This is a genomic window from Rubellimicrobium aerolatum (assembly GCF_017872975.1).
GTDB classification, from domain to species: Bacteria; Pseudomonadota; Alphaproteobacteria; order Rhodobacterales; family Rhodobacteraceae; genus Rubellimicrobium; species Rubellimicrobium aerolatum.
Genome location: NZ_JAGGJP010000005.1, coordinates 132,626 through 153,968 on the forward strand (window position 1 = coordinate 132,626; position 21,343 = coordinate 153,968).

Here is a 21,343-nt window from a genome sequence, read left to right on the forward strand (position 1 = left end):
CGGAGGGCGGCCCCGGGCGGCCGGACGATCGGGCGGCGCCCCGTCAGCCGGGGGCTGTCACCGGAGCGCGGCCGAAGTCCGGCGCGGCGGTGTCCTGCCCGGCCTCGACGATGCCGCGCCGGATCGCGCGGGTCTGGGTGAAGTAGGCGTGGAGATGCGCGCCGTCGCCCATGCGGATCGCGCGCTGGAGCACGAACAGCTCCTCGGTGAAGCGGCCGAGGATGTCGAGCGTGGCGTCGCGGTTGGTCAGGAACACGTCGCGCCACATCGTCGGGTCCGAGGCGGCGATGCGGGTGAAGTCGCGGAAGCCCGAGGCGGAATACTTGATGACCTCGCCGTGGCTCACCCGTTCGAGGTGGTCGGCGACGCCGACCATCGTGTAGGCGATCAGGTGCGGCGTGTGGGACACGACGGCGAGCACGAGGTCGTGGTGGTCGGCGTCCATCTCGTCCACGTTGGCGCCCATCCCGCGCCAGAGCTGGGCGAGGCGTTCGACCGCCTGCCGGTCGGCGCCGTTGGGCACGAGGATGCACCAGCGGTTGTCGAAGAGCGTGGCGAAACCGGAGCGGGGCCCGGAGTATTCGGTCCCGGCGAGGGGGTGGGCCGGGATGAAGTGGACGCCCTGGGGGACGTGGGGCGTGACGGCCTCGATGACCGCGCGCTTGACCGAGCCCACGTCGGTCAGCGTCGCGCCGGGGCGGAGCGCGGGGCCGATCTCCTCGGCCAGCGGTCCCATCGCGCCGACGGGGACGGCGAGCACCACGAGGTCCGCGCCCTCGACGGCCTCGCGCGCCGTGTCGGTCACGCGGTCGCAGAGGCCGATCTCGCGGGCGGTCTCGCGCGTTTCGGCGGTGCGGGCGTAGCCGACGATCTCGCCGGCGAGGCGGTCCCGCCGCAGGGCGTGGGCCATGGAGGAGGCGATGAGGCCGAGGCCGATCAGGGCGACGCGCTCGTAGATCACCGCAGACCCTTGAACTGGCCGATGGCGTGGGCGACGCGGCGGCAGGAGGCCTCGTCGCCCACGGTGATCCGCAGGCAATGGGGCAGCTTGTAGCCCGCGACGCGGCGCACGATGATGCCTTCGGAGCGGAGGTGCTCGTCGCAGGCGTTGGCCTCGGGCGGGTCAGCGAAGCGGGCGAGGATGAAGTTGGCGGTGGACACGTCCGAGGGGACGCCCATCTCGGCCAGCGTGCGGGCGAGCCAGTCGCGCCAGCGGGCGTTCTCGCTCCGGCAGCGCGCGACCCAGGCGCGGTCGCGGACGGCGGCCTCGGCGGCGAGGAGCGCGGCGGTGGACAGGTTGAACGGGCCGCGGATGCGGTTCAGCACGTCGATGATCGCCTGCGGGCCGTAGCCCCAGCCGACGCGCAACCCGCCCAGCCCGTAGATCTTGGAGAAGGTGCGGGTCATCACGACGTTGTCGCGCCCGGCGATGAGCGCGGCCCCGGCGTCGTAGCCCTCCACGTATTCGGCATAGGCGCCGTCGAGCACGAGGATGGCCTGCGGGGGCAGCCCCTCGGCGAGGCGGCGCAGCTCGCCCTCGCCGATCATGGTGCCGGTGGGGTTGTTGGGGTTGGCGAGGAACACGAGCCGGGTGCGGTCGGTGCAGGCTGAAAGGATCGCGTCCACGTCGGTGGTCCGCTCGCGCTCGGGCACCTCCACCGGGGTCGCGCCCACGGCGAGAGCCGAGATGCGATACATGGAGAAGCCGTGCTCGGTGTGGATGACCTCCTCGCCGGGGCCGGCGTAGGCCTGGCAGAGGAAGGTGATGATCTCGTCCGAGCCCACGCCGCAGATGATGCGCCTGGGATCGAGCGACCAGACCTCGCCGATGGCGGCCCGCAGGGCGGCGTGGTCGGTGCTGGGGTAGCGGTGCAGGTCGCGCGCGGCGCGCAGGAACGCCTCGCGCGCGGGCTCGGGCGCCCCTAGCGGGTTCTCGTTGGACGAGAGCTTGAGGATGTTGGCCTTCCCCTCCAGGTGCGAGACCCCCGCCTCGTAGAGCGCGATGTCCATGATGCCGGGCTGGGGGGTGATGCGGGTCACGTCGGGGCCTCCTGTCGGGCGCCCTTCTAGCGACGCGCCGCAGGGGATGCCAGCGTCACGTCGCCGCCTGCCCCACCAGCGCCGAGAGCCGCTCCGGGTCGTATTCGGAGGGCAGGACCCTGGCGTGCCCGTCCTTGAGCACCGCGAGGGTCGGGAAGCTCTGGAGGCCGATGCGCCGGCCCTGCTCCCACACCGCGTCCCAGAGCTGGGGGTCATGGATGTCGGGCAGATCGGGCGGCAGCCCCACGGCGGCGAGGAGGGGCGCGTAGGTCTCCTCGCGGTTGAGGTCGCGGCCCTCGCCGTGGTGGGCCTCGATGACGCTGTGGGCGAAGTCCACCGCGCGCTCGGGGCGCATCCCCGCGACATGGGCGATGGCGACCGAGGGCGGGCCGCTGTTGCCCTCCACCCCCGGCGTGGCGATGAGGCGGAAGAAGGCCTCGGACGGCCCGCGCCCGGTCACCTCGCGCAGGCGCCTGGAGGCGCGGCGGATGTAGCCCTCCATCTCGGCGTAGGGTCCGACCCGTTCATCGGTCACGAGGCCCGCCATGACGAGCCGGATCGGCAGGTCCGGGTGGTCGGCCGCGACGCGCCGCATGGCGGGCACGAGGCCGTAGCACCAGCCGCAGAGCGGGTCTAAGCCGTAGATCAGTTCCGTCATCGCGTGGGTCCGTTTCCAAGGCTGGGCCGGGGGCGGGGCGCCTGCCGTTCAAGGCAGATGGCGACGCCCCCCACGCGCCGCAAGGGCCGCGCCCGGAGCCCGCGTGACGGGACGGCCTGGCCCAGGCCCCTTTCCGTCCGCCGGATGGCGGACTAGGTAAGCCCGACTGGGGTTCAACCCGGCCGGACGAGGGCTCGTTGCCCGCCGGCCCACGCGCCCAACGTGGCGCGCCTTGGAGGAAATCATGCCTACCAGCTTCTCGCTGTCGTCCAACGTCCTGCCCGACGCCAGCCTCTTGTCCCGCGCCATCTTCACGACCGGATCGGGAGGCGGCGTGGACAACCCGTCCTGGGACTCGATCGCCGCCGTCGATCAGGCCATCGAGGTGCCCGGCGACGTGGACCTGTTCGGCCTGTCCCTGGTCGCGGGGCAGGAATACCTGTTCGACATCGACGGGCGCGCGGGCGGGCTCGGCTCGATCGACCTGGAGATCGACCTGATCGACAGCCAGGGCCGCCGCGTCGCGAGCGACGACAACAATGGGATCTTCGGCCTCAGCCAGGACCCTTACCTGGTGTTCCAGCCCGACGTGTCGGGCATCCATTACGTGGCCGTCCACCAAGCCGCGAACGACTACCTGAGCGGCCAGTTCTCCTTCGCGCAGGTGAACGGCGGCACCGGCACCTACAGCCTCAACGTCTCCACGCCGGACCTGCCCTTCCTCCAAAGCCTCGGCTCCCGGTCGGACGAGCGCGACTTCTCCAACTCGTCCCAGCGGGTGCTGGCGCTCGGCGGGAACGACGAGCTCGACATGAACGGGGGCAACGACATCGCCCATGGCGGGTCGGGCAACGACCGCATCGAGGGCGGGTCGGGCAGCGACGAGCTGTTCGGCAGCAGCGGCAACGACCGGCTGTTCGGGCAGGGCGGCCGCGACATGCTGATCGGAGGGAGCGGCCGGGACAGCCTGTACGGCGGCACCAGCGGGGACGACCTGAACGGCGGGTCGCGCGACGACCTCCTGCTCGGCGAGTCCGGCAACGACACGCTCTGGGGCGAGGCCGGGTCCGACAGGCTGTTCGGCGGCGGCGGCGACGACGTCCTGCGCGGCGGGTCGGGGGTGGACACCCTTTACGGCGGCGGCGGCGACGACATCTTCCACTTCCTGCGCGGCGAGGGCCCGGCGAGCAGCCGCTCGGCCCAGGACCGCATCCTCGACTTCGAGCAGGGCGACCGGATCGACCTCACCGACCTTTACGCCTCGGGCGAGTTGGAATGGCGGGGCACGCGGGCCTTCACGGAGGCCTTCCAGGTCCGCGCGGCGGTGCTCGACAACGGGCTGATCGACGTGCGGGTGAACCTCGACGGCGACGCCGCCAGCGAGCTGGAGGTGCTGATCGACATCGCCGACGGCTCCTCGCTGGGCCGGAGCGACTTCCTGCTCTGAAGGCCGCCCCGGTCGGGAACAGGAGGCCCGCCGCGGCGCTTGTTCCCGCGGGGGCCGCGATGACCGAGACGCTTCTCAGGCAGGCGATCCGCGACCGGCGCGTGATCGCATTCCGCTACCACGGCGAGCATCGCACCGTGGAGCCCTACCGGCTCGGGCTCGATGGCGGCCGGCTGCGGCTGACGGGGTGGCAGAGCCGCAAGGGCTGGCGCAGCTTCCACGCCGACGACATGGAGGAGTTGGAGCTGACCGAGCGCACCTTCCTCGACCCGCGCGAGGGCTACGTGCGCGGCGACCCCCGCATGGACCGCATCCTCGCGGAGGTCTAGGCGGGGCTCAGGTCGCCAGCACGTTCAGGAAGGCCCAGGGCTCGTCGTCGTCGTGCTCCTCGGGGAACAGGTCCCATCGCGTGGCGAGCGGGGTCCAGTCCGTAAAGTGCGCCTCCAGCGGCCCGAGGTAGGGGCGCTGGATCTGGAGGCAGCGGGCGTGGTCCATCTCGTCGGTCTCGACGATGCCGGCCTCGGGGTTCTCCAGCGCCCAGACCATCCCGGCGACGATGGCCGAGGAGACCTGAAGCGCCGTGGCGTTCTGGAGCGGCGCGAGCCGCCGCGCCTCGTCGTTCGACAGGCGCGAGCCATACCAGAGCGCGTTCCGCTCGTGGCCGAAGAGGAGGACGCCCAGCTCGTCGCCGCCTTCGGTGATCTCGTCGGCGGTGAGGATCTCCAGGCGGTCCTGCTTGCGGCCTCCGCCGAACAGCTCGTGGAGCGACAGCACCGCCTCGTCGCAGGGGTGGTAGGCGTAGTGGCAGGTCGGGCGGAACTCGGGGGCCGCCGGGTCGCCCACGGTGTAGTAGTCGCTGATCGAGATGGCCTCGTTGTGGGTGACGAGGAAGCCGAACTGCGGGCCGGGCGTCGGGCACCAGCTATGGACGCGGGTGATCGCGCCGGGGCGTTCGAGCCAGATCGCGGCGCGGGAGCCGTGGTCGTGGCGATGGCCGTTCTCGGGGAACCAGGGCTCGAAGGTGCCCCAGCCCAGCTCGGCGGGCTGGAAGCCCTCGGCGATGAAGCCCTCCACGGACCAGGTGTTGACGAAGGTGCCGCGCGGCTTGGGGCGGGCGCGGGCCTGGGTGTCGCGCTCGGCGATGTGGAGGCCCTTGACGCCGAGGGACTGCATGAGCCGCGCCCAGCCCTCGCGCGTGGTCGGGGGCGCCACGTCCCGCGCGGTGTCGGCGGCGAGGCGCAGGAGCGCCTCCTTGACGAACCACGACACCATGCCGGGGTTGGCGCCGCAGCAGCTCACGGCGGTCGGGCCGCCGGGGTGGCGCCGCTTCTCCTCGCGCACCGATTCACGCAGGGCGTAGTTGGTGCGGGCGGCGTTGTCGGGGGTCTCGAAGTAGAAGCCGGCCCAGGGCTCGACCACCGTGTCGATGTAGAGGACGCCGATCTCGCGGCAGAAGCGCATCACGTCGAGCGAGGACACGTCCACCGAGACGTTGACGCAGAAGCCCGGCCCGCCGCCGAACAGGTCGCCCAGGATCTCGCGGTAGTTGTCGCGGGTGAGGCCGACCTCCAGGTGCCGGATGCGGTGCTGGCGGAGCCAGTTGCCCATGTCGGGGTCGGGGTCGATCACCACGAGGCGCGAGGCATCGTATTCGAAGTGCCTCTCGATCAGCGGCAGGACGCCCACGCCGATGGAGCCGAAGCCGATGAGGACGACCGCGCCCTCGATGCGGGCGTGGACGGGATGGCTCGGGGCCTTGCGCCCCCGGGGTGCTGTTTCGACCATGGTGCCCGTCCTTTGCCCTGTCCTTGCGGATTCGGCAACGAAAAGGCCTGCCGCGGGGGTTCCGCGACAGGCCCGAAAACAGCGCCGAAGCGACGGCGGATCAGCCGTTCTTGGCGTAGAACTCGACCACGAGGTTCGGCTGCATGATGACCGGGTAGGGCACGTCCGACAGGCCGGGCTGGCGCACGAAGGTCGCCACCAGCTTGCTGTGGTCCACTTCCAGGTAGTCGGGCACGTCCCGCTCGGTCAGGGCGATGGCTTCCTGGATCAGGATCATCTGCTTGGACTTGGCGCGGACCTCGATGACGTCGCCTTCCTTCACGCGGTAGGAGGGGATGTTCACCGACTTGCCGTTCACGAGGACGTGGGCGTGGTTCACGAACTGGCGGGCGGCCCAGATGGTCGGCACGAACTTGGCGCGGTAGACCACGGCATCCAGGCGACGCTCGAGGAAGCCCACGAGGTTCTCGCCGGTGTCGCCCTTCACGCGGGCGGCCTCGGCGTAGATGCGCTTGAACTGCTTCTCGGTCAGGTCGCCGTAGAAGCCCTTCAGCTTCTGCTTGGCGCGGAGCTGGGTCCCGAAGTCCGAGAGCTTGTTCTTGCGGCGCTGGCCGTGCTGGCCGGGGCCGTATTCCCGCTTGTTGACGGGCGACTTGGCGCGTCCGAAGACGTTCTCGCCCATGCGGCGGTCGAGCTTGTACTTGGCAGCGGTGCGCTTGGTCACGGCTGATCTCCTTCATGCGGCCGGATGGCCTTGGGTTGAAGGGCGTTGTCCTTTCCCCTCGCGGGGCGACAGGCCTCCCCTTGCGGGGGCCGCCAACACCAGGGGCGCCTCTTGGCGGGTCCGGCGGGGGTTGTCAAGCCCGCGCCCCGCCCCGATGCTGGCGCGATGAAGAAGCAGTTCCTGGCCATCCGCTGGGGCCGGAAATACGGCCCTGAATACCTCAACCGCCTGTATGGGATGGTCGCGCGCCACACGACGCCGCCCTTCGAGTTCTGGTGCCTGACGGACGACGCGACGGGCGTGCGGCCCGAGGTGCGGTGCCTGCCCCTGCCCCCGATGGGCTGCGAGATGCCCCGCAACACCTACGGCGTCTGGGGCAAGTCGCGGCTCTGGCTGCCCGACCTCGGGGGTCCTGTGGGGCCGGTGCTGTTCATCGACCTCGACGTGGTGGTGACGGGGTCGCTCGACGGCTTCTTCGAGGTGGGCTCGCCCGACGACGTGATCCTCGCGCGCAACCCGAACACGCCGCTGGAGAAGCTGGGGCAGACCTCCATCTTCCGCTTTCCCGTGGGCAAGCTCGCGCCGCTGCGCGAGAGGTTCCTGGCCGATCCGCAGGGCGTGGCCGACGAATACCGCTTCGAGCAGCGCTTCGTGACGCGCAACGCGCCGGGGGGCGTGAGCTTCTGGCCGAAGGGCTGGGTCGCGGTGTTCAAGTGGCATTGCATCCCGCCCTTCCCGCTCAACTATGTCCAGGCGCCGCGATTGCCCGAGGAGGCGCGCGTGGTGATCTTCCCCGGCCCGCTGAACCCGCCCGACGCCATCGCCGGGCGCTACCGCGACAGCGTGCCGGCAACCGCGCCGCTGGACCACCTTGCCAAGGGGCTGCGGGGCGAGCGGCGCGAAGGGCTGGTCAAGCACCTGCGCCACTACGTCCGACCCGCGCCCTGGGTGGCGGAGCACTGGCGGGAATGAGTCGGCCGGTCCTGGTGCTGATCGCGCTGGGGTCCGGCGGGCTCCTGACGCTCATGGTGCTCTGCAACTCGACGGTGACGGCGCAGGCGGGGCCGGTCTGGGGCTCGCTCGTGCCGCACGCGACGGGGACGGTGGCGGCGGTGCTGGCGCTGGCGGTGCTGGGCCGCGTCCGGGGCGAGGGGACCGCGCCGGGCTGGGCCTATCTCGGCGGGCTGCTGGGGGCGCTCACGGTGATGCTGTCCTCGGTCGCGGCCAACACGGCGCTGGCCTTGTCGGGGACGCTGGCCCTGGGCCTCGTGGGACAAGCGGGGTTCGGGCTGGCGGCGGACCGCTGGGGGCTGCTCGGGATGCCGCGCCGCCGGGCGACGTGGCGCGACCTCCTGTCGCTCGGGCTGATCCTGGGCGGGAGCGCGCTGCTGATCTTCGGGGCGCCGCGATGATCGCGCCGATCCTGATGGCGGTCGGTGCGGGGGTGCTGATCGGGCTCAGCCGTCAGGTGAACGGGCGGCTGTCGCTCACGAAGGGCGCGCTCGGGGCGTCGTTCTGGAATCACCTCGTCGGGTTCCTGGCGCTCGTCCTTGCCGCGCTCGGGCTCTGGATGCGGGCGGGCGGGCCGCTCCTGCCCGCCGGGCTCGGGGAGGTGCCGGCCTTCGCCTGGGCGGGCGGCACGCTGGGCGTGGTCTTCGTGGCCTCGGGGAGCTGGCTGGTGTCCCGTCTCGGCGCGGCGAGCACGGCGATGCTGGTGATCGCCGGGCAGATGGTGTCGGGGGCGCTGATCGACACGCTGCGCGGCGCCGAAGGGGCGCCGCTGCGCGCGCTGGGGGTGGCGGTCATCCTCGCGGGCGTGGCCCTGCGGTCAAAGGGGTAGGATCTCGACGCCCTCGGGGCCGGTTTGCGGGCCGTCCAGCCCTTCGGCCCGCAGCCGCCAGAAGCCGCGCCCGGCGTTCAGCGTCGGGTTCGCCCGCGTCTCGGGCAGGCAATACAGCTCCACCACGTCGTCGCCCCAGGCGAGAAAGCTCGCCTCCACGTCGCCGCCGGGGCGGTGAAGCGTCACGCGGGACTGCTCGATGAACCCCAGGCCCAGGAGCCAGTCCCGCATCGGCGCGAACTCGGCGCAGGACAGGCCGATGTGCTCGTGCCCCCAGGCGGCGCGCGGCGCGGGCGGGCGACGGGCCAGAAGCTCCATCTTCGCCCCCTCGGGGCCGTCGAGGAAGACGTAGTCCACGCCCCCCTCCCAGAACTCGGCGATGTGAACCGGCCCCTCGGGCGTCGCGTCCGAGATATGGGCGCCGCGTCCGACGCACTCGCGCAGGGCCGCGCCGAGGTCGGGCACCGACAGGGCGATGTGGTCGATCCGGCCGTGCCGTCCGTCAGGCTCGCCCGCCGACAGGATCACGGATTGTGACCCCAGCACCATTCGGTCGCCCTCGGGCCGGAAGCCGAAGAGCCGCCCGAGCCGATCCGCCCCCGCCTCGGGGTCGCGCAGAACCAGCTCGGGGATCAGGACACGGGTCATCGGGGGCTCCTCCGGGTTGCTCCCGGCGTCCTAGCCAGCCCCGCCCCTCTTGGCGAGCCCCGCGTCTCAGTCGTTCTCCACGCCGCCCTTGCGCTCGTTGCCGGCCATGGAGTCGTCGAGGAACTCGCGGGTGTCCTCGTAGAGGCGGCTGATGGAGTCGGACTGGTTCAGGTCCTCGGCCTCCATCTCCTCGTTGACGCCGATCTCGGCGCCCGAGGACAGGATGTCCTCGCCGGGCGTGGCGATCAGTTGCTCCTCCAGCGACAGGTTGTCGTCGGGGAGGTCGCGGTGCTCGGGGAGGAAGGGCGTGTTGTTGGGGTCCACGATGGAGTCGTCGCCCATCACGTCCCCGGCGTCATCGAGGCGCAGGTCGCCCAGGACCTCTTCCTCCTCGGACAGCTCCGCATCGAAGCGGTCGTCGGTGGGGATCGTGGGCGAGGCGTCGCCGCCCTCCCAGCCCTCGGCCGCGCCGGCCAGAACGGCCCCGCCGACGCCCGCGCTCTCCGAGGTGGCGTCGCGCAGGTCGCGCTCGTCGTTCTCCAGATCCTGGAGATGGGCGATCCTCTCGCGGTTCCAAGCGGCCTTGTCCTCGTGGCCATGGCCAATGATCGAGGTGTCGGTGGGCTCGTCCTCGATGGGGATCGGGCCTTCCTCGGGCGCGGTCATGACGATGCCGTGCCCGCCGTTGAGGTTGGGATCGGTGTCGCGGTCGCCGCCCAGGGCGTCTCCGCCGGGCGGCACCATCAGTTCGTCGAGCTGGCCGTCGCCGGTCTCCAGCCCCGGAGCCTCACCGCCTCGACGATAGCCGTCCTCGTCCTCCTCCAGTTCGGCGCCCTCGTCGTCGATATCGTCCTCGGCGTCGAGGTCGTCGTCATCAAGGTCGTCCTCCTCGTCCTCGGGGCCGTCCTCCGGGTCCACGTCGTCACGGTCCTCGGAGGGGTAGCCCGGTCCCTCGATGCGGGTGTCCTGCTGGCCCGTGGTCAGGACCTGCGGCGCGGGCTCGTCGGGGCGGCGGCGGCTGAAGGCGGCGTTGATGGCGCGGCCCGCGCCGGCCCCGGACGCGGAAGGACGGTCGGCCATGGACACGGCGCGCTCGGTGACGGCGTCGTCGGGATCGGGCGGGTTCGGTTGGTTGGCCACGGTGTCGATTCCTTCTCGGCTTTGGGCGCGCGCGGGGGATGCCTGTCCCCGCGCCCCCTCAATGCCGCAGCTGCGCGGGGGTTCCTGTCAGCCGCAGCGCGAGAAGCCGCAGGTGGCGCAACTCAGGCAGCCTTCCTGCACCCGGACCTCGGTGCTGCCGCAGGAGGGGCAGGCCGCGCCCGGAGCCGCCGCCGCCGCGTCCTTGGGCGCCTCCTCCCAGCCGGCGTCGTCGAACTTGCCCGTGCGCTCGACCGGCGTCGCCACCCCCTGCCCCGGCACCAGGCTCGCCTCGCTGTCGAGGAAGCCGATGCGCTTCAGGTGCCTCTCGATCTCGATGCCGATGGCGGCCAGGATCGAGGGCACATACTTGCCCCCCATCCAGGCCCCGCCGCGCGGATCGAACACCGCCTTCAGCTCCTCCACCACGAAGGCCACCTCGCCCCCGCGCCGGAACACCGCCGAGATCATCCGCGTCAGCGCCACGGTCCAGGCGTAATGCTCCATGTTCTTGGAGTTGATGAAGACCTCGAACGGCCGCCTGCGACCTTCGACCACGATGTCGTTCACGGTGATGTAGATGGCGTGCTCCGAGCCCGGCCAGCGCAGCTTGTAGGTCGCGCCTTCCAGTTCCTCCGGACGGTCCATCGGAACCACCTCGGCCTTGGGCGCGGGCTTCGGCTCGGCGACCGATAGCACCGAGCCGGTGACGGCGTTCGGCCGGTAGGTGGTGCAGCCCTTGCAGCCCATGTCCCAGGCGGCCTGATACACGTCCCGGAAGTCCTCGAATGGGATGTCGGCCGGGACGTTGATCGTCTTGGAGATGGACGAATCCACCCACTCCTGCGCCGCCGCCTGCATCCGCACATGGTCGAGCGGCGCGAGGTCCTGCGCCGTCACCACGTGATCCGGCAAGGGCGCGTCCCCCTTCAGCCGCCGCCAGAGCGCGACGGCGTGGTCCACCACCTCCTCCTCGCGCCGGCTGCCGTCCGGCAGGAGCACCTTGCGGGTGTAGGAGGTGGCGAAGACCGGCTCGATCCCCGACGACACGTTCCCGGCGTAGAGCGAGATCGTCCCCGTCGGCGCGATGGAGGTGAGGAGCGCATTGCGGATGCCATGGGCACGCACGGCCTCCCGCACGTCCTCGTCCATCCGCCGCATCATCGCGGATTCGAGGTAGCGGTCGGCGTCGAAGAGCGGGAACGGCCCCTTCTCCCTCGCGAGGTCCACGCTGGCGAGGTAGGCCGCCCGCGCCACCTGCCGCATGGTCGCGCGCGTCCAGTCCGCCGCCGCCTCGGACCCGTAGCGCAAGCCCAGCATCATCAGCGCATCGGCGAGGCCCGTCACCCCGAGCCCGATCCGCCGCTTGGTCCGCGCCTCCTCGGCCTGCTGCGGCAGGGGGAAGCGCGACAGGTCCACCACGTCGTCCATTATCCGCACGGCGACGGCGACCAGCTCCCGCAGCTCCGCTTCGTCCAGCCGCGCCCCCGGCCCGAACGGGTCGCGCACCAGCCGCGCGAGGTTCACCGATCCCAGCAGGCAGGCCCCGTAGGGGGGCAAGGGCTGCTCGCCGCAGGGATTCGTCGCGGCGATCGTCTCGGCGTAGCGGAGGTTGTTCTCGCGGTTGATCCGGTCGATGAAGATCACCCCCGGCTCGGCGAAGTCGTAGGTGGATCGCATGATGCGGTCCCAGAGGTCGCGCGCGCGGATCGTGCGGAAGACCTTGCCGCCGAAGGTCAGGTCCCAGTCCGCATCCGTCTTTACCGCCTCCATGAACGGGTCGGTGACCAGCACGCTCATGTTGAACATCCGCAGGCGCTGAGGGTCCTGCTTCGCCGTCACAAAGTCCTCGATGTCCGGGTGGTCGCAGCGCATCACCGCCATCATCGCGCCGCGCCGCGAGCCCGCCGACATGATCGTGCGGCACATCGCGTCCCACACGTCCATGAAGGACAGCGGCCCCGAGGCGTCCGCGCCGACCCCCTTCACGGGCGCGCCTCGGGGCCGCAGCGTCGTGAAGTCGTAGCCGATGCCGCCCCCGGCCTGCATCGTCAGCGCCGCCTCCTTGAGCGCGTCGAAGATGCCGGCCATCGAGTCCTCGACCGTGCCCATGACGAAGCAGTTGAAGAGCGTCACGCTCCGCCCGGTGCCAGCCCCGGCCACGATCCGTCCCGCCGGCAGGAAGCGGAAACCGTCCAGCGCGTCGTGGAACCGCTCCTCCCAGGCCGAGGGGTCCGCCTCGACCGAGGCCAGCGCCTTCGCGACCCGCCGCCAGGTATCCTCCACCGTCAGGTCCACCGGCGTCCCGTCTGGGGCCTTGAGGCGATACTTCATATCCCAGATCGGCTCCGAGATCGGCGCGAGGAAGCGCGAGCCGAGGGGGGTCTGGTCGTTGGCCATGGCAACCTCTGGAACGAAGGATGAACACCGATCTTGGCGTTCCCCTGGGGGATGGTCAACAAGATGTGGGCGGCCGCATCTTGCGAACAAGCGCGCCCGCCCTCATGGTGCCGCCCGCTCGGAACGGGAGCCAAGGGTGGCGGGACTGCATCTCATCAAGCTGTCGGTGGGGACCGACGACGTGGCCGACCTCGCCCGCTGGCAGGCCGGGCCGGGCCGGGGCCATGACGGCCGCCCGCGCCACGTCACCCGGATGTGGCCCAAGCGCGAGGACGAGCTTCTCGACGGCGGCTCGATCTTCTGGGCGATCAAGGGCGTCGTGCTCTGCCGCCAGCGGGTCCTGGCGCTGGAGGAGGTGCGGGGCGCGGACGGAATCCCGCGCTGCGCCATCGTCCTGGACCCGGAGCTGGTGCGCGTGACGCCCATGCCGCGCCGCCCGTTCCAGGGCTGGCGGTACCTGCCTCATGACGAGGCCCCGCGCGACCTCGGTCAGTGGGACGCCGCCGAGGAGGAGCTGCCGCCCAAGCTCTCGATGGCGCTGGCCGAGTTCGGCGTGGTCTGGGGGCCAGCCCCCAAGCAGGGCTAGAGGCCCAGCCGCGCCCGCAGGTTCTCCAGCGCCGCCCGTTCCTCCTCGCCCCAGGGCGCGCGGCGGCTGCGGAACAGCGTGGCCTGGCTCGCGTGGATCAGGCCGTCCGACAGGACCTTGAGGCCGTTGGCCCGCAGCGTCTCGCCGGTCGAGGTGATGTCCGAGATGGCCTCGGCCGTCTCGCCCCGCACGACGCCCTCGGTTGCGCCCTGGCTGTCCACCAGCAGGTAGTCGGCCACGCCCTGCGCCCGCAGGAAGTCGCGGGTCAGCCGGTGATACTTCGTCGCGATCCGCAGCCGGTGGCCGTGCGCGCGCCGGAAGGCCGCGCAGGCGGCGTCGAGGTCGTCCAGCGTCTCCACGTCCACCCAGAAGCGCGGCACGGCGATCACCACGTCGGCCGGCCCGAAGCCCATGGGGGCCAGTTCCTCCACCCGCTCCTCCCAGCGCGCGACCTTCTCGCGCACGAGGTCCGAGCCGGTGACGCCCAGATGGATGCGCCCGGCCTCCAGCTCGCGCGGGATCTCCCCGGCGGACAGGAGCACCGGTTCCAGATGCTCCCAGTCGGAGCGGGCGGCGTATTCGCGCTCGCCCCCGGCGCGGCCGAGGCTGATGCCGCGCGCGGCGAACCAGGCGAAGGCGTCCTCCATCAGCCGCCCCTTGGACGGCAGGCCCAGCCGCAGCGTCATGCCGCCCCCCGCAGTTGCACGACCAGCTCGGGCCGGATGACGCCGCCCACGGCGGGGACCACGCGGCCCCGGCCCAGCACCCGCGTCAGCGCGTCGTAGCGCCCGCCGGTCGCCACAGGGGGCAGGTCCGGCCGCGCCGCCGCAAAGAGGCCGAAAACGAAGCCGTCGTAGTATTCCAGCGTCGTGCGGCCGAAGCTGCCCTCGAAGGCGACCTCGGCCACGGCGACGCCGCGACGCTCCAGCGCCTCGACCCGCCGCTCCAGACGGTAAAGGGCGGGGCCGAGGCCGGGCGCGTCCTGTTCCAGGCCGCGCAGCGTGTCCAGCGCCTCGGGCAAGGGCGCGGCCAGCGACAGCAGGGCGTCGATCAACGTCACCTCCCCGGCCGGGAGCGGCGGGGCCAGCGCCTCGTCGCGCAACTGCCCAAGGCGGGCCTCGATCTCCCCTCGCGTCCGCACCCCGATCTCGGGCCCGGCGTCGGCGAAGGGATCGGCCGCCGCCAGCAGCGCCGCCCGTCCCTCGGGCAAGGGCGTCCGGCCCGCGTAGCGGTCGAGCAGCGCGCGGAAGCGGCGGGGCCGCCAGACGTGCCGCCGAAGGGCGGCCTTGCGGGGGGCAGTGGTGGACAGCCCGTCCACCGCCGCCAGAATCAGCCCGATGTCGCCCATCGCCGCCCGCAGGTGCAGGTCGGGGATGGCCGAAGCCAATGTCGCGAAGACCTCGGCGTCGGCCTCGGCCGGATCGCGGCCGCCGAACAGCTCGAACCCCGCCTGGAGGTATTCGCTCGGGCGGCTCTCGTCTTCGGCCTCCTGCCGCCGGAACACCTCGCCCGCATAAGCGTAGCGGGCGGGGTCGCGCCCGGCCTCCATGTGCATCCGCACCACCGGCACCGTGAAGTCCGGCCGCAGCATCACTTCGCCGCGCAGGGGGTCCTGCGTGACGAAGGCGCGCGCGCGGATGTCCTCGCCGTAGAGATCCAGCAGCTCCTCGGCGGGCTGGAGGACGCGCGCCTCCACCTCCTCCGCCCCTTGCGCGGCGAAGTGGGCGAGGAGGCGCTGCGCCTCGGCGCGGGCGGCGATGCGGCGGGCGGGGAGGGTCACTTGGCGAGCAACGCCCTAAGGTGGGCCACGAGGTCGGCCCGCGTCACTTCCTGCTGGGCCGGGCGGTCTTTCCATTCCTCCAGGCTCGCGGTTTGCGCGGCCTGCGCGCCAGCCACGAGGTCCTTGACCTGCACGACGCCCCTCGCCTTCTCGTCCGAGCCCTCGATGATGGCGAAGGGCGCGCGGCGGCGGTCGGCATACTTCATCTGCGCGCCGAAGTTCTTGGGGTTGCCCAAGTAGGCCTCGGCCCGGATGCCGGCGTTCCGCAGTTCGGCGACGATGGCGAAGGTGTCGGCCATGCGGTCGCGGTCCATGACGGTGACGACCACCGGCCCCGGCTCCTCGTCCGCGACGCGCCCCTTGGCGCGCAGGGCGGCGAGCAGCCGGTCCACGCCGATCGAGACGCCGGTCGCGGGCACCGCCTCGCCGGTGAAGCGCTTCACGAGGTCGTCGTAGCGCCCGCCCCCGGCCACCGAGCCGAACTGGCGCGGCTTGCCGTCGTCGCCGAGGATCTCGAAGGTCAGCTCGGCCTCGAAGACCGGGCCGGTGTAGTAGCCGAGGCCCCGAACCGTGGCGGGGTCGAGCAGGATTCGGTCGGGGCCGTAGCCGCCAGCCTCCAGCAGCTCGGCCATCTGCGAAAGCTCCGCGAGGCCCGCCGCGCCGGTCGGGGTGGCGCCGCACAGGTCGGACAGGGTCCGCAGCGTGTCCGCGCCGGTTGCGCCGCGCGCCTCGACGAAGCCCAGCACCACCCGCGCCTGATCGTCCGAGAGACGGGCGCCCTTGGTGTAGTCGCCGCTCTCGTCCTTGCGGCCCTCGCCCAGGAGCGCCCGCACGCCCTGCGGCCCCAGCCGGTCGAGCTTGTCGATGGCGCGCAGCACGATGCCGCGTTCATGCGCGAAGCGGTCGGGGTCGGCGGGGTCGAGCACGCCCGCCGCCTCCATGACGCCGTTCAAGACCTTGCGATTGTTGATCTTCACCACGTAGTCGCCGCGCGCGATGCCCAGGGCCTCCAGCGCGTCGCAGAGCATCCCGCAGATCTCGGCGTCCGCTGCGACGGTCGGCGTGCCCACGGTGTCGGCGTCGCACTGGTAGAACTGGCGGAAGCGGCCCGGCCCCGGCTTCTCGTTGCGCCAGACCGGGCCCATCGCATAGCGGCGATAGGGCGTGGGGAGCTGCGCGCGGTGCTGGGCGTAGACGCGGGCGAGCGGCGCGGTCAGGTCGTAGCGCAGCGCGAGCCAGTCCTTGTCCTCGTCGAGCCAGGCAAAGACGCCCTCGTTCGGGCGGTCCACGTCGGGGAGGAACTTGCCCAGCGCCTCGACCGTCTCCACGGCGGAGGTCTCCAGCGCCTCGAAGCCGTAACGGCGGTAGACCTCGGCGATGCGGGACAGCATGGCGGCCCGCTCCGTCACCTCCGCGCCGAAATGGTCGCGGAAGCCCTTGGGCGTCTCGGCCCGGGGGCGGCGGGTCTTCTGGTCCTTGGCCATCGTGGAGGTCCCTTGCTGCCGGGCCGCTTTAGCCTTCGCGTCCGGCCGGGGCAACCGTCGGGGCTGGACAGCGCGCGCGGCCTGGGGCTTGGTCGCGCCATGGACCTCACCCCCCTCGAAGAGCGCGTGGCGCACCTGCTCCGGGCCGTGGACGACCTGTCGGACACGGTTGCCCGGCAGGAGCGGGAGATCGCCCTGCTGACCCGTCGCGTCCAGATGCTGATGGAGCGGGAGGCCGAGCGCGAGGCGCAAGGCCCCGGCGACGTGCCCATAGACCGGCCGCCCCATTACTGAGGATCGGGTCGGTCGGAGATGGCGGTCGTCGCTGGGCACGGAATCGGTCCTTTCGCTGTTCGGGACCAATCTGCCAGACGAGGGTTAACCGCCTCCTACAGCTACGAACGGTGGGTTTAAGATTTCATGAAGGCGGCGGGTCGGCCGCCACCACCTCGCCCTGGTGGAGAAGGAGGTCGCGGTGCGCCTCCTCTCCGAAGACGGGATAGGCCGAGACGAAGACCGTATCGCGCGCGAGCTGGTCGAGGTCCGCGCCGCAGGGCTGGCCGGGCGCGGCGCCGCAGGCCTGGGCCTTGATCCGCTCGTAGGCGGCATCGACCGGGGAATAGGCCCCCTCGGGGGCCTCGTAGCGGGTGACCTCGTGGGTCGCGAGGTCGCCGAACATGACGAGAGCGGCGGTGACGGAGCGCGCGCAGCCGTCCGCGAAGCCGGTGATGTGGTGCGGGCGGGCTTCGGTGGAGCCCGGCGCGGTGTCGTGGACGGCGTAGCCGGCGCGCGTCTCGACCAGGGGGCCGAGCTGCGAATCGGCGAGGCCGCAGACGGGCGGGAGGGCGGCCGAGGCCCCGGCGAAGGCGGCGGTCGGGGCGGGGCCAAGGGCCTCGTCGCAGGACGCGAGGGACAGGGCGGCGAGCGCGGCGGCCAGGACGGCGCGGGGCATGGGGAACTTCCTCCCGGAGCTTTGCGGCGCAACGCGCGAAACGGGGATGCGGTTCGGGGGTCCGACGTCGAAGGGGGCGCTGCCCCCGTCCCCTTCGGGGACTCCCCCGGGATATTTGGAGTCAAAGAAAGCCATCAACCATTCCTTAACCCTGGTCGGAAAAGATGGCCTCACGGTACAGGCGGGGACGCCGATGACCGTGTCAAAGAAGGCCGCCCTCGGGGACGTTGATCGCTCCCGGGGGCCGCTGCGCGCCTGGCTTTCTTTGGCTCCAAATATCCCGGGGGGAATCGCGCGGCACGCGCGATGGGGGGCAGCGCCCCCCTGCCCCGGCCTCAGACCTCCTCGACCTCCTGGACCCCTGGCACATGGCGCAGCGCGCGCCGAACCTCGGGAGTCACAGGGAATTGGTCGCCCAAGTCGATCTCCACGTCTCCGGGCAGCGTCGGGTGCCGGAGGAAGAGCGTGACCGGCCCGCCCCTCGCGCGGCGGGCGGCCTGCCGGGCCTGGTCGAGCACGCGGGCGACGGAGGCCAGCGCCTCCTCGGCCTCCACGAAGACCTTGAAGCCCATCGCGCCCGCGCCCGCCACCTCGTCCACCGGCGTCACGCCCCGGCCCGTCAGGCGGAGCTGGTCGCCTTCGGCCGTGCACTCCACCTGGATCACCACGCGCGATCCGGGCTCCAGGTGGGGGCGGCCGGCCTCCAGCGCCTCGCTGAACAGCGTCACCTCGAACTGTCCGGTGGGGTCGGACATCGACACGAAGGCGAAGCGGTTGCCGCGCGCCGACTTCCGCTCCTGCCGCGCCGCCACGCTGCCGGCGATCTTGGCCACGAAGGGGCCGTCCTGCACCTTCAGGGCCACCTCGTCGTAGGTCAGGACCTTGGCCCGCCGGAGCGCGGGGAGGTAGTCGTCGAGCGGGTGGCCGGTGAGGTAGAAGCCCACGGCCTTGAACTCCTCGGCCAGCCGCTCGGGCGCGTCCCAGTCGGGGGTGGCGGGCAGGCGCGGCTCGGGGAGGTCGGCCCCGGCCTCGCCGAAGAGCGACACCTGGGAGGAGGCCCGCTGCTCGTGCACCGCCGCCGAGTAGGCCACCAGCGCGTCGAGCGATTCGAGGACGCGCCTGCGGTTGCGGTCGAGCTGGTCGAAGGCCCCGGCCCGGGCCAGCATCTCCAGCGGGCGCTTGCCGACGCGCTTGAGGTCCACGCGCCGCGCCATGTCGAAGAGCGTGGCGAAGGGGCGGCTGTCGCGGCCCCTCACGATCAGCTCCATCGCCTCCACGCCGACGTTCTTGAGCGCGCCGAGGCCGTAAACGAGCGTCCCCTTCTCCACGCCGAACAGCGCCCCGGAGCGGTTCACGCAAGGAGGCGACCAGGGGATGCCGAGATGCTTGCGGACCTCCTGGAAGTAGGTCGCCAGCTTGTCGGTCAGGTGGAGGTCGCAGTTCATCACCCCCGCCATGAACTCGACGGGGTGGTTGGCCTTGAGCCAGGCGGTCTGGTAGCTGACCACCGCGTAGGCGGCGGCGTGGGACTTGTTGAAGCCGTAGTTGGCGAACTTCTCGAGGAGGTCGAAGACCTCGCCGGCCTTGTCCTTGGACACGCCGTTCGCCATCGCCCCTTCGATGAACTTGGGGCGTTCCTTGGCCATCTCCTCGGGGATCTTCTTGCCCATCGCGCGGCGGAGGAGGTCGGCGCCGCCGAGGGAATACCCGGCCATCACCTGGGCGATCTCCATCACCTGCTCCTGGTAGACGATGATCCCCTGCGTCTCCTTCAGGACGTGGTCGATGCTGGGATGCAAGGGCTCCAGCGGCCGGAGGCCGTTCTTGACCTCGCAATAGACGGGGATGTTCTCCATCGGGCCGGGGCGGTAGAGCGCCACCAAGGCCACGATGTCCTCGATGCAGGTGGGCTTCATGCGCTTGAGCGCGTCCATCATGCCCGAGGATTCCACCTGGAACACGGCAACCGTGCGGGCGCGGGCGTAGAGGTCGTAGGCGGCCCTGTCGTCCAGCGGGATCGCCAGGATGTCGTTCTCGGTCCCCGGCGCGGGGTCGTAGATCCTCCGTCCGTCCGCCGCCACGTGCAGGTCGCGCGTCCTGCGGATCAGCTTGACCGCGTTGTCGATCATGGTGAGCGTCTTGAGGCCCAGGAAGTCGAACTTCACGAGGCCCGCCTGCTCCACCCACTTCATGTTGAACTGGGTGGCGGGCATGTCGTCGGTGCCCGGCGCGCGGTAGAGCGGCACCAATTCGTCGAGCGGCCGGTCGCCGATCACCACGCCCGCCGCGTGGGTGGAGGCGTTGCGCAGGAGCCCTTCGAGCTGCTCGGCGTATTCCAGGCAGCGCTTGACGACCTCGGCGGCCCGCATCTCCTCGCGCAGGCGGGGCTCGTCGGCGAGGGCCTTGGTGATGGAGACGGGCTTGACGCCCTCCATCGGGATCATCTTGGACAGGCGGTCCACCTGCCCGTAGGGCATCTGGAGCACGCGGCCCACGTCGCGGACGGCGGCCTTGGACAGCATCGCGCCGAAGGTGATGATCTGGCCCACCTTGTCCGCGCCATACTTGCCCTGGACGTAGCGGATCACCTCCTCGCGGCGGTCCATGCAGAAGTCGATGTCGAAGTCGGGCATCGACACCCGTTCGGGGTTCAGGAACCGCTCGAACAGCAGCGAGTAGCGCAGGGGGTCGAGGTCGGTGATGGTGAGCGCATAGGCGACGAGCGAGCCCGCGCCGGAGCCGCGGCCCGGCCCCACGGGGATGCCCTGCGACTTGGCCCACTTGATGAAGTCGGCCACGATCAGGAAGTAGCCGGGGAAGCCCATCTGCTCGATGATGCCCAGCTCGTAGGCGAGGCGGGCCTCGTAGTCCTCCACGGGGACGGCGTGGGGGATCACGCGAAGGCGGGCCTCCAGCCCCTCCTTGGCCTGGCGGCGCAGCTCCTCCACCTCGTTGTCGGCGAAGCGGGGCAGGATCGGCTTGCGCTTGGCGACCTTGAAGGCGCAGCGGCGGGCGATCTCGACGGTGTTGTCCAGCGCCTCGGGGAGGTCGGCGAAGAGGGTCGCCATCTCCTTCTGGGACTTGAAGTAGTGCTGGGGCGTGAGGCGGCGGCGCGGCCCGGACTGGTCCACGTAGGCCCCCTCGGCGATGGCGAGGAGGGCGTCGTGCGCCTCGAAGAGCTGCTCCTTGGGGAAGTAGACATCGTTCGTCGCCACGATGGGCAGGCCCAGGTCGTAGGCCATTTCCAGCGTGGGACGCTCGGAGAGCCGCTCGGCTTCGGGGAGGCCGCCGTCAATGGGGTGGCGCTGGAGTTCCACATAGAGGCGGTTCGGAAAGATGCCGGCCATGCGGCGCAGGAACTCCTCGGCCTTCCCGCGCTGGTTCTGTCGGAGCATCCGGCCGAGCGGGCCATCGGGGCCGCCGGTGAGGCAGAGGAGGCCGGCGCTGTGCCTCTCCAGGTCCGCCAGCGTGACCTGCGGGAGGCCGTCGCCGTTGGTGTCCACGAGGTAGGCGCAGGTGGACAGCTTCATCAGGTTGTTCCAGCCCGCCTCGCTCTGGGCGAGCAGCACCACGGGCGCGGGGCGGTAAGGCGCGCGGCCCGGCTCGGGCGGGAGGTAGCAGAGGTCCCACTGCGCGCCGATGATCGGCTGGACGCCCGACTTGCCGGCGTGGTCCGAGAACTCCAGCGCCGCGAACAGGGCGTTGGTGTCGGTGATCGCCACGGCGGGCATCCCGTGGTCGGCCGCCAGCTTGGCGAGCTTCTTGACGGGGACAGCCCCTTCGAGGAGCGAGTGTTCCGTGTGGACGCGGAGATGGATGAAGGTGGGGCTGGCCATGGAGACCAGACTAGGGCCCGCCCCCC

Annotated in this window: 20 protein-coding genes; 7 read left to right on the forward strand and 13 right to left on the reverse strand. The window is 71.6% G+C overall.

Annotated elements, in window-relative coordinates:
* Positions 1-43 precede the first annotated feature (43 nt).
* The 3 genes from J2Z33_RS07835 to J2Z33_RS18275 form a co-directional block, all read right to left on the reverse strand.
* Positions 44-961, reverse strand: coding sequence for a prephenate/arogenate dehydrogenase family protein (locus tag J2Z33_RS07835; protein WP_209839620.1), 918 nt, complete (start codon positions 959-961; stop codon positions 44-46).
* The gene (gene hisC / locus J2Z33_RS07840; protein WP_245218705.1) at positions 958-2,010 is read right to left on the reverse strand and encodes a histidinol-phosphate transaminase; all 1,053 of its coding nucleotides are present in this window, start codon (positions 2,008-2,010) and stop codon (positions 958-960) included. Before hisC ends, J2Z33_RS07835 begins: the two co-directional genes overlap by 4 nt.
* An 85-nt stretch (positions 2,011-2,095) precedes the next feature.
* Positions 2,096-2,698: a hypothetical protein gene (locus J2Z33_RS18275; RefSeq protein ID WP_245218692.1), complete on the reverse strand. Its 603-nt coding sequence runs from the start codon at positions 2,696-2,698 to the stop codon at positions 2,096-2,098.
* 244 nt (positions 2,699-2,942) lie between these two features.
* On the opposite strand from J2Z33_RS18275, the gene J2Z33_RS18675 reads away from it, so the two are divergent.
* Positions 2,943-4,145, forward strand: a complete 1,203-nt coding sequence (locus J2Z33_RS18675) for a calcium-binding protein (RefSeq protein ID WP_209839624.1) — start codon at positions 2,943-2,945, stop codon at positions 4,143-4,145.
* 59 nt (positions 4,146-4,204) lie between these two features.
* Positions 4,205-4,474 carry a WYL domain-containing protein gene (locus J2Z33_RS07850; RefSeq protein WP_209839626.1) on the forward strand — a complete coding sequence of 90 codons (270 nt, stop codon included), beginning with the start codon at positions 4,205-4,207 and terminating at the stop codon, positions 4,472-4,474.
* 7 nt (positions 4,475-4,481) lie between these two features.
* On the opposite strand, the gene J2Z33_RS07855 is transcribed toward J2Z33_RS07850, so the two are convergent.
* Complete coding sequence (locus tag J2Z33_RS07855) at positions 4,482-5,930, reverse strand: homospermidine synthase (protein WP_209839628.1); 1,449 nt, start codon at positions 5,928-5,930, stop codon at positions 4,482-4,484.
* Positions 5,931-6,030: 100 nt separating this feature from the next.
* A complete protein-coding gene (gene rpsD / locus J2Z33_RS07860) occupies positions 6,031-6,654 on the reverse strand; it encodes a 30S ribosomal protein S4 (RefSeq protein ID WP_209839629.1) in 624 nt (207 codons plus the stop codon).
* A 165-nt stretch (positions 6,655-6,819) separates the two neighbouring features.
* On the opposite strand from rpsD, the gene J2Z33_RS07865 reads away from it, so the two are divergent.
* From J2Z33_RS07865 to J2Z33_RS07875, 3 genes are read left to right on the forward strand one after another with little or no spacing between them, the layout of a single operon-like run.
* Positions 6,820-7,626, forward strand: a complete 807-nt coding sequence (locus J2Z33_RS07865) for a glycosyl transferase (protein WP_209839631.1) — start codon at positions 6,820-6,822, stop codon at positions 7,624-7,626.
* Complete coding sequence (locus J2Z33_RS07870) at positions 7,623-8,066, forward strand: DMT family transporter (RefSeq protein ID WP_209839633.1); 444 nt, start codon at positions 7,623-7,625, stop codon at positions 8,064-8,066. The genes J2Z33_RS07865 and J2Z33_RS07870 overlap by 4 nt, the downstream gene beginning before the upstream one ends.
* Positions 8,063-8,494 (forward strand): DMT family transporter, encoded by a 432-nt coding sequence (locus J2Z33_RS07875; RefSeq protein ID WP_209839636.1) that lies wholly within the window; start codon positions 8,063-8,065, stop codon positions 8,492-8,494. The genes J2Z33_RS07870 and J2Z33_RS07875 overlap by 4 nt, the downstream gene beginning before the upstream one ends.
* Here the strand turns inward: J2Z33_RS07875 and J2Z33_RS07880 are convergent.
* From J2Z33_RS07880 to J2Z33_RS07890, 3 genes are all read right to left on the reverse strand, one after another.
* Positions 8,483-9,142, reverse strand: a complete 660-nt coding sequence (locus J2Z33_RS07880) for a VOC family protein (protein WP_209839638.1) — start codon at positions 9,140-9,142, stop codon at positions 8,483-8,485. The genes J2Z33_RS07875 and J2Z33_RS07880 overlap by 12 nt on opposite strands.
* Positions 9,143-9,208: 66 nt before the next feature.
* Positions 9,209-10,282 carry a hypothetical protein gene (locus tag J2Z33_RS07885; RefSeq protein ID WP_209839640.1) on the reverse strand — a complete coding sequence of 358 codons (1,074 nt, stop codon included), beginning with the start codon at positions 10,280-10,282 and terminating at the stop codon, positions 9,209-9,211.
* A gap of 87 nt (positions 10,283-10,369) precedes the next feature.
* The gene (locus J2Z33_RS07890; RefSeq protein ID WP_209839642.1) at positions 10,370-12,679 is read right to left on the reverse strand and encodes an adenosylcobalamin-dependent ribonucleoside-diphosphate reductase; all 2,310 of its coding nucleotides are present in this window, start codon (positions 12,677-12,679) and stop codon (positions 10,370-10,372) included.
* 136 nt (positions 12,680-12,815) lie between these two features.
* Between J2Z33_RS07890 and J2Z33_RS07895 the strand changes: the two genes are divergently transcribed.
* Positions 12,816-13,265, forward strand: a complete 450-nt coding sequence (locus J2Z33_RS07895; protein ID WP_342454147.1) for a DUF1489 family protein — start codon at positions 12,816-12,818, stop codon at positions 13,263-13,265.
* Here the strand turns inward: J2Z33_RS07895 and hisG are convergent.
* Genes hisG through hisS form a run of 3 tightly spaced genes read right to left on the reverse strand, consistent with a single transcriptional unit; the run spans position 13,262 to position 16,529 of the window.
* On the reverse strand, positions 13,262-13,951 hold the full coding sequence (hisG, locus tag J2Z33_RS07900; RefSeq protein WP_209839646.1) for an ATP phosphoribosyltransferase: 690 nt from the start codon (positions 13,949-13,951) through the stop codon (positions 13,262-13,264). The genes J2Z33_RS07895 and hisG overlap by 4 nt on opposite strands.
* Entirely contained in the window at positions 13,948-15,045 is a 1,098-nt protein-coding gene (locus tag J2Z33_RS07905) for an ATP phosphoribosyltransferase regulatory subunit (RefSeq protein ID WP_209839648.1), read from the reverse strand. The genes hisG and J2Z33_RS07905 overlap by 4 nt, the downstream gene beginning before the upstream one ends.
* The gene (hisS, locus tag J2Z33_RS07910) at positions 15,042-16,529 is read right to left on the reverse strand and encodes a histidine--tRNA ligase (RefSeq protein ID WP_209839650.1); all 1,488 of its coding nucleotides are present in this window, start codon (positions 16,527-16,529) and stop codon (positions 15,042-15,044) included. The genes J2Z33_RS07905 and hisS overlap by 4 nt, the downstream gene beginning before the upstream one ends.
* A 99-nt stretch (positions 16,530-16,628) precedes the next feature.
* Between hisS and J2Z33_RS07915 the strand changes: the two genes are divergently transcribed.
* Entirely contained in the window at positions 16,629-16,823 is a 195-nt protein-coding gene (locus J2Z33_RS07915; RefSeq protein WP_209839652.1) for a SlyX family protein, read from the forward strand.
* A gap of 124 nt (positions 16,824-16,947) precedes the next feature.
* Here J2Z33_RS07915 and J2Z33_RS07920 read toward each other — a convergent pair whose 3' ends face one another.
* Positions 16,948-17,481, reverse strand: a complete 534-nt coding sequence (locus tag J2Z33_RS07920; RefSeq protein WP_209839654.1) for a hypothetical protein — start codon at positions 17,479-17,481, stop codon at positions 16,948-16,950.
* A 335-nt stretch (positions 17,482-17,816) separates the two neighbouring features.
* Positions 17,817-21,317, reverse strand: a complete 3,501-nt coding sequence (gene dnaE / locus J2Z33_RS07925; RefSeq protein WP_209839656.1) for a DNA polymerase III subunit alpha — start codon at positions 21,315-21,317, stop codon at positions 17,817-17,819.
* Between the last annotated feature and the right edge of the window lie 26 nt (positions 21,318-21,343).